The sequence below is a fragment of the Acidocella sp. genome, from assembly GCF_052326845.1.
Classification (GTDB): Bacteria; Pseudomonadota; Alphaproteobacteria; order Acetobacterales; family Acetobacteraceae; genus Acidocella.
On the sequence record NZ_JBKQJR010000205.1, the window covers coordinates 1 to 6,644 of the forward strand.

Genomic DNA, 6,644 nt, shown 5'->3' on the forward strand with positions numbered 1-6,644 from the left:
CGGACAGCCCGGTTTATCCGGAAGACGCCCAGGGCATGATGGCGCGCGTCGCGCGGGACATCACCACCCTGCTCGCGGCGCGGGATGAGGAGGGCTACGTGTTCCGCGTGGATTTGCGGCTACGCCCGGACCCATCCGCCACGCCGCCGGTCGTAGCACTGCCCACGGCGCTCGCCTATTACGAATCGCACGGGCGCACCTGGGAGCGCGCGGCGTTTTCCAAGGCGCGGCCCATCGCTGGGGATATCGCGCTCGGCGAGCAGTTCCTGGGGGCCATCCGCCCCTTCATCTGGCGCAAATATCTGGACTTCGCGGCCATCTCGGACATTCACGAGATGAAACGCCAGATCGATGCGCAGAATAACCACCACGGCCTGTTCGGGCTGGACGTGAAGCGCGGGCGCGGCGGCATACGCGAGATCGAGTTCATCGTGCAGACGCTAGGGCTCGTCTGGGGCGGGCAGGAGCCGGCCCTGCGCATCCCCGCCACGTTGCAGGCGCTCCCCGCCATGGCCAAGGCCGGGCATCTGCCGGAACGGGCGGCGCACGAGCTGGCGGCGGATTACCGCAAGCTGCGCCAAGTGGAGCACCGGCTGCAGATGGTGGGCGACCGCCAGACCCATGCCTTGCCCAGCACCCAGGCGGCACTTGAAAAATTCATCGTGTTCCTCGGCGACGCGGATTTCCTCCACGGCTTCCCCGCGCTGCTGGAGCGGGTGCACGGGCATTTCCGCTCCTTCTTCGACGCTGGTGCCGAAAAACCGCCCGCGCCGCTCGACCCAGGGCCTGATGGCCCGCCGCCGCCCGCCTTCGTTGCCCGGCTGCAGGAGCTTGGCTTCACCGATGCCCAGCATATCGCCGAGCGGCTGCGCGAATGGGCCAGCGGGCGGCTGCCAGCGCTGCGTGCGGAGCGGGCGCGGGAGTTGCTGGAGGGGCTTATGCCGCATCTGCTCGGCGCGCTCGGGGCGCAGCCGGAGCCGGACAAGGCCTTCGCGCATTTCGACACACTGCTCTCCCGCCAGCGGGCCTGGGTGCAGCTGCTCTCGCTGTTCACGCGCCACCCGGCGCTGCTGCAGCGCGTGGCCGCCGTGCTGGGCGCCGCCCCCGCCCTGGCCGAGCAGCTGGCCGAGGATTCGCAGGCGCTGGAGGCGCTGCTCAGCCCGAGCGCCCGTTTCGCGGCACCCAAGCCGGTGCTGCGCCGCCAGCTCGCCGAGGCGGCTGACCTGGAACAGGCCATCGCCATCACCCGGCAATTCGTGCGGCAGGAGGAGTTTCACCTTTCCGTCGCCACGCTGGAAGGGCGGATCGACGTGAACGAGGCCGGGCGGCTGCGCAGCGCCCTGGCGGAATCGGCACTCTCGCTGCTGCTGCCGCGCGTGCTGGCGGCGCACAAGGCCCGCCATGGCCGGGTAAAGGGCGCAAGATTCGCCGTGGTCGCGCTCGGCAAGGCCGGGGCCGGCGAGATGCTGGCGGGCTCCGACCTCGACCTGATGCTGATCTACGATTACGCACCTGCCGATATCGCCCCGACACCGTATTTCGTCCGGCTCAGCCATGCCTTTACCGCAGCACTCACCGTGCAGGGCAAGGAAGGCCCGCTCTACCATGTGGACATGCGTCTGCGCCCCTCTGGCAATCATGGTCCGGTGGCGGTGTCGCTGGAGGCGTTCAAGCGCTACCACTATTTAGGGGAATCCTGGACCTGGGAGCGCCTGGCCCTCACCCGCGCGCGCGTGATGGCGGCAACGCCGGGCTTCGCCCAGGTGGTGCGCGAGGCGATCGACACGGCGCTGACGCGGCCGCAAGCGGCGGAGACGATTCTCCAGGACACCGCCGCGATGCGCGACAGGCTGGCCGCGGAGCTGCCCCTGCGCGGGATGTTCGACGTGAAGGCCCTGCCCGGCGGCATGATGGAGGTGGTGTTCATCGCCCAGGCATTGCAGCTCATCCACGGGCCGCGGCACAGGGAGCTGTTCCGTCCCAACACGGCGGCGGCGCTGCATGCGCTGGGCCAGGCTGGGCTGCTCACCGAGGAGGACAAAACCGCACTGCTGCGCGCCGACCATTTCTGGCGCAGCATCCAGGGCATCAACCGCATCACCGGCCTCTCCGACCGCGCGACCGACCCGTCCGCCGCCATGCTGGCGCCGCTGCTGCGCGCCACCCGCACGGCGGATTTCGCCGAGTTGCGCCTGGAGATGGAGCGGGTCGCCGCACAGGTGCAGGATTGCTTCAACAGAATCATCAGACAAGGAGACTACGCATGAGCCTGACCGAAGGCGCCGCCGCGCCGGATTTCACCCTGCCCGCGACGGGCGGACGCACCGTTTCGTTGCAGGAGCTGAAGGGCAAGCCCTTCGTGCTGTATTTCTACCCGCGCGCCGACACACCCGGCTGCACCAAGGAGGCCTGCGCCTTCCAGGAAGGACTGCCCGAATTCGATAAGCTCGATGTAACGGTTATCGGCGTATCCAAGGACAGCATGAAGGCGCTGGAGAAATTCGCGGAGAAATATTCGTTGCGGTTTCCGCTCGCCTCCGACCCCGAGGTGAAGGTGATCGACGCCTATGGCGCGTGGCAGGAGAAATCCATGTACGGCAAGAAATACATGGGTATCGAGCGTTCCACCGTGCTGGTGGACGCGCACGGCAAGGTGGCGAAGCTCTGGCCGAAAGTGAGAGTGGCCGGCCATGCCGAGGATGTGCTGAAGGCGGTGAAGACGCTGTAAATATTAATAACGCGCAGGCAGGTTCGGCAACGCCCTGATTATTTCTGCGTCTTTTGACAGTAGAATGTGCTGCGCCCGGATTGGGTGATGCATTTGATCCCGGCGCAAGCGGGCGGGCCGGGGCAGCGCTCGCAAAGCTCGCCCTCGCGGCCATAGACCTTCCAGGCGTGCTGGAAATAGCCCAGCTCGCCGCTCGGCTGCACATAGTCGCGCAAGCTGGAACCTCCGGCGGCAATGGCTTCGCGCAGCGTATCGCGGATGGCCTGCACCAGCCCCTCGATGCGCGGGCGGGAGATTTTGCCCGCCTGCCGGCGCGGGTCGATCCCGGCGCGAAACAGCGCCTCGCTGGCGTAGATATTGCCGATGCCCGCGACGATACGCTGGTCCAGCAGTGCTGCCTTTATCGAGGTTGCCTTGCCCTTGAGCGCCGCCGCCAGCACGGGGGCGGAGAACTCGTTGCCCAGCGGCTCCGGCCCCATGCCGGCGAGCAGCTTGTGGCTGTCCTCCTCGGGCGTGGGCACCAGATCCAGCGCGCCGAAGCGGCGTGGATCGACAAAGCCGACCCGGCAGCCATCCTCGGTCTCGATGGTCAAATGCTCATGCGCGGCGGGCGGCGCGTCGATCAGCATCCGGCCCGACATGCCGAGATGGATCAGCACCGACCAGCCGTTATCCAGCCGCATCAGCATGAACTTGCCCCGGCGGCGGAAACCCAGGATGCGTGCGCCGGTGAGCACGCGCGGCAACTCCGGCGGCACCGGCCAGCGTATGTCCGCACGGTGCAGCGTGGCGCGCTTAATCCGCTGACCCGTGAGGCGGGCATCCAGCCCACGCATCACGTTTTCGACCTCGGGGAGTTCCGGCATGATAAAACAAGGCTATACTGGGGCGCATGAGCCAGAACAATTCCAGCGACACCGCCGATTTCGGATTCAAGACCGTCCCCCGGGGGCAGAAAGCCGCGATGGTGCGGGAGGTCTTCGACTCCGTGGCCGGTAAGTACGACATCATGAACGACCTGATGTCGCTCGGCATTCACCGCCTGTGGAAGCGCGAGTTTCTCTCAGCACTCGACCCCAGGCCGAATTACACCCTGCTGGATCTGGCCGCCGGGACCGGGGACATCACCTTCGGCTGGCTCAAGCGCGGCGGCGGGAAGGTGGTGATGTCCGACATCAACGCGTCCATGCTCGGCGTCGGGCGGGACCGGGCGACTGCGAACGGGTATCTGGGCGATATCGAGTTCCTGGTGGCGGACGCGGAGAAGCTGCCGCTGCCGGATGCGAGCTTCGACCGCATCTCCATGGCTTTCGGCCTGCGCAACTGCACCAACAAGGACAAGGTGATCGCCGAGGCGCGGCGCCTGCTGAAGCCGGGCGGACGCTTCCTGGTGCTGGAATTCTCCCGCCTGCAGATCGCGGGGCTGGAGAAGCTGTACGATAAATGGTCCTTCGAGGCACTGCCGCGCCTGGGGCAGGTCATCGCCAAGGATGCGGCGAGCTACCAGTATCTGGCCGAGAGCATCCGCATGTTCCCGGATCAGGAAACGCTGAAGCGCATGTTCGAAAACGCCGGGCTGGAGCGGGTGACGTACCGCAACCTCTCCGGTGGCATCGCGGCCATTCATGCGGGCTGGCGCCTGTGAGGAAACTGTTGCTCATCGTCACGGGCGGCATAGCAGCGTACAAGGCGCTGGAGCTGGTGCGCCTCGCCACCAAGGCGGGCTATGGCGTCACCGCCGTGCTCACCAAGGCGGGGGCGCAGTTCGTTACCCCGCTCTCGCTGCAGGCGCTCACCGGTAACAAGGTGTACCAGGAGCTGTTTTCGCTCACCGATGAGAGCGAGATGGGGCATATCGAACTCTCCCGCGCGGCAGACCTCGTGGTGGTGGCCCCGGCGAGCGCCGACATGCTGGCGAAGATGACCGCCGGGCTGGCGGATGACCTCGCCTCCACCCTGCTGCTGGCGACCGACAAGCGCGTGCTGGTGGCCCCGGCGATGAACGTGCGCATGTGGGAGCATCCGGCCACCCAGGCGAACATGGCAACGCTGGCGAAACGCGGCGTGCTTGTGGTGCCGCCCGAGGAAGGGCCGATGGCCTGCGGCGAGTTCGGCCCAGGGCGGCTGGCGGAACCGCCGGTGATCCTGGCGGCGATCGAGTCGGCGCTGGCCGATGGCCCGCTGAAGGGCCGCCACGCCATAGTCACCAGCGGGCCGACGCATGAGCCGATCGACCCGGTGCGCTACATCGCCAATCGCAGCTCGGGCAAGCAGGGCCATGCCATTGCCGGCGCGCTGGCTGCCCTTGGCGCGCGGGTGACGCTGGTGAGCGGACCGGTAAGCCTCCCGGACCCGGCGGGCGTGGATGTGGTGCGGGTGGAAACCGCGCGCGAGATGCGCGATGCGATGATGGCAGCACTTCCGGCGGACATCGCCATTTGCGCCGCCGCCGTGGGCGACTGGCGCGTGGAGGCCGCGGGGCAGAAGATCAAGAAGGACGGCTCGGGCCAGCCCCCTGCCCTGAACCTCACCGAGAATCCGGACATTCTGGCCGAGATATCTCGCCCAGGCCCGCAACGGCCGAGGCTGGTCATCGGATTCGCAGCGGAAACGGAGAAGCTCGCCGAGCACGCCGCCGCCAAGCGCGCGCGCAAGGGCTGCGACTGGCTGGTGGCGAACGATGTCGGCGGCACCGGCATCATGGGCGGGGATGACAACGAGATCCTGCTGCTCACCGAATCGGGCGCCGAAGCCTGGGACAAAATGGACAAAACCGCGCTGGCGCGAAAACTCGCAGCGCGCATTGGGGAAGTTTTTGCATGAACGTGAATGTACGTATCCGCCGTCTGGCCCATGGTGTTGGGCTGGACCTGCCGCATTACACCACCCAAGGTGCTGCGGGGATGGACCTGCTGGCGGCGGTGGAAGCCCCGGTTGCCATCGCCCCGGGTGGACGGGCGCTGATCCCCACCGGGTTCTGCATCGCCCTGCCGCCGGGCTATGAGCTGCAGGTGCGCCCGCGTTCCGGGCTGGCGCTCAAGCACGGGATCACCCTTCCCAACGCTCCCGGCACCATCGACGAGGACTACCGCGGCGAAATCGGCGTGATCGTGCTGAATACCGGCGCGGAAGAGTTTGTGGTGACACGCGGCATGCGCATCGCCCAGGCGGTGGTGGCGCCGGTGGTACGCGCCTTGTGGGAAGAGGTGGAAGACCTCGACGAAACCGCGCGCGGGGCTGGCGGGTTCGGCAGCACCGGGCATTAGCCCGGCCCGCTGGCCCGCGTGACCAGGAACAGGCCGATAAGCTGCGTCTGCCAGAAGCCTCATCGCCGTGCCAAGCGCGAAAGCATGCGCAGCATTAAGACGCCCATCACCGCCCAATGACAGATGATAGGCATCAAACCCCGGCCTCCAGCCGCGACGTCTGTCACGCAAACGCAATGCAAGCCCCTGGTGACAAACGGTCTCACGCTGGTTAAGGGAGCAGGCACAACCTCTCCGAACGCCAGGCGGCAAGATGACGAATTATACACCCACAGCCCTGGCCGGGCGCCGATTGCCGAACCGCTGGGATGGGGTGGCGCTGCTGCTGGTCATGGGGCTGCTGATCGCGCTGGTCGATGTCGGCCGGGGCACGATCTCCACCTCCATCGCCACGATCCAAAATTCGCCGATCCATCTCGACCCGGCCTATCTGCCCTATTATGCGCTGCGCTCAACGGCACGCATGTTCGCGGCGCTGTTCTTCTCGCTGCTGTTCACCCTCACCTATGCCACGCTGGCGGCAAAGTCCCGCCGGGCGGGCATGGTGCTCATCCCGATCCTGGATATCCTGCAATCGGTTCCCATTCTCGGCTTCCTCACCTTCACCACCGTGTTCTTCCTCGGGCTGTTCCCGGGCAAGGTGATGGGCG

Annotated in this window: 6 protein-coding genes and 1 pseudogene; 6 read left to right on the forward strand and 1 reads right to left on the reverse strand. The window is 66.9% G+C overall.

Translation table 11 applies throughout. The annotated features are described in order from the left end of the window. Together ACLPJJ_RS13735 and bcp are read left to right on the forward strand one after the other, a co-directional pair. On the forward strand, positions 1 to 2,267 hold a 2,267-nt coding region (locus ACLPJJ_RS13735), incomplete at its 5' end, for a DUF294 nucleotidyltransferase-like domain-containing protein (protein WP_443591557.1). Then, on the forward strand, positions 2,264 to 2,728 hold the full coding sequence (gene bcp / locus ACLPJJ_RS13740) for a thioredoxin-dependent thiol peroxidase (RefSeq protein ID WP_443591558.1): 465 nt from the start codon (positions 2,264 to 2,266) through the stop codon (positions 2,726 to 2,728). The genes ACLPJJ_RS13735 and bcp, both read left to right, overlap by 4 nt. Positions 2,729 to 2,766: 38 nt before the next feature. Here bcp and mutM read toward each other — a convergent pair whose 3' ends face one another. Beyond that, entirely contained in the window at positions 2,767 to 3,594 is an 828-nt protein-coding gene (mutM, locus tag ACLPJJ_RS13745) for a bifunctional DNA-formamidopyrimidine glycosylase/DNA-(apurinic or apyrimidinic site) lyase (protein WP_443591559.1), read from the reverse strand. A gap of 26 nt (positions 3,595 to 3,620) precedes the next feature. Between mutM and ACLPJJ_RS13750 the strand changes: the two genes are divergently transcribed. The 4 genes and pseudogenes from ACLPJJ_RS13750 to ACLPJJ_RS13765 form a co-directional block, all read left to right on the forward strand. Further along, positions 3,621 to 4,373, forward strand: coding sequence for a class I SAM-dependent methyltransferase (locus tag ACLPJJ_RS13750; RefSeq protein WP_443591560.1), 753 nt, complete (start codon positions 3,621 to 3,623; stop codon positions 4,371 to 4,373). Then, on the forward strand, positions 4,370 to 5,551 hold the full coding sequence (gene coaBC, locus ACLPJJ_RS13755) for a bifunctional phosphopantothenoylcysteine decarboxylase/phosphopantothenate--cysteine ligase CoaBC (RefSeq protein WP_443591561.1): 1,182 nt from the start codon (positions 4,370 to 4,372) through the stop codon (positions 5,549 to 5,551). Before ACLPJJ_RS13750 ends, coaBC begins: the two co-directional genes overlap by 4 nt. After that, complete coding sequence (gene dut, locus ACLPJJ_RS13760; protein ID WP_443591562.1) at positions 5,548 to 5,994, forward strand: dUTP diphosphatase; 447 nt, start codon at positions 5,548 to 5,550, stop codon at positions 5,992 to 5,994. Before coaBC ends, dut begins: the two co-directional genes overlap by 4 nt. Positions 5,995 to 6,247: 253 nt before the next feature. Then, positions 6,248 to 6,644 (forward strand): annotated as a pseudogene (locus tag ACLPJJ_RS13765) (sulfonate ABC transporter permease); the annotation flags it as partial.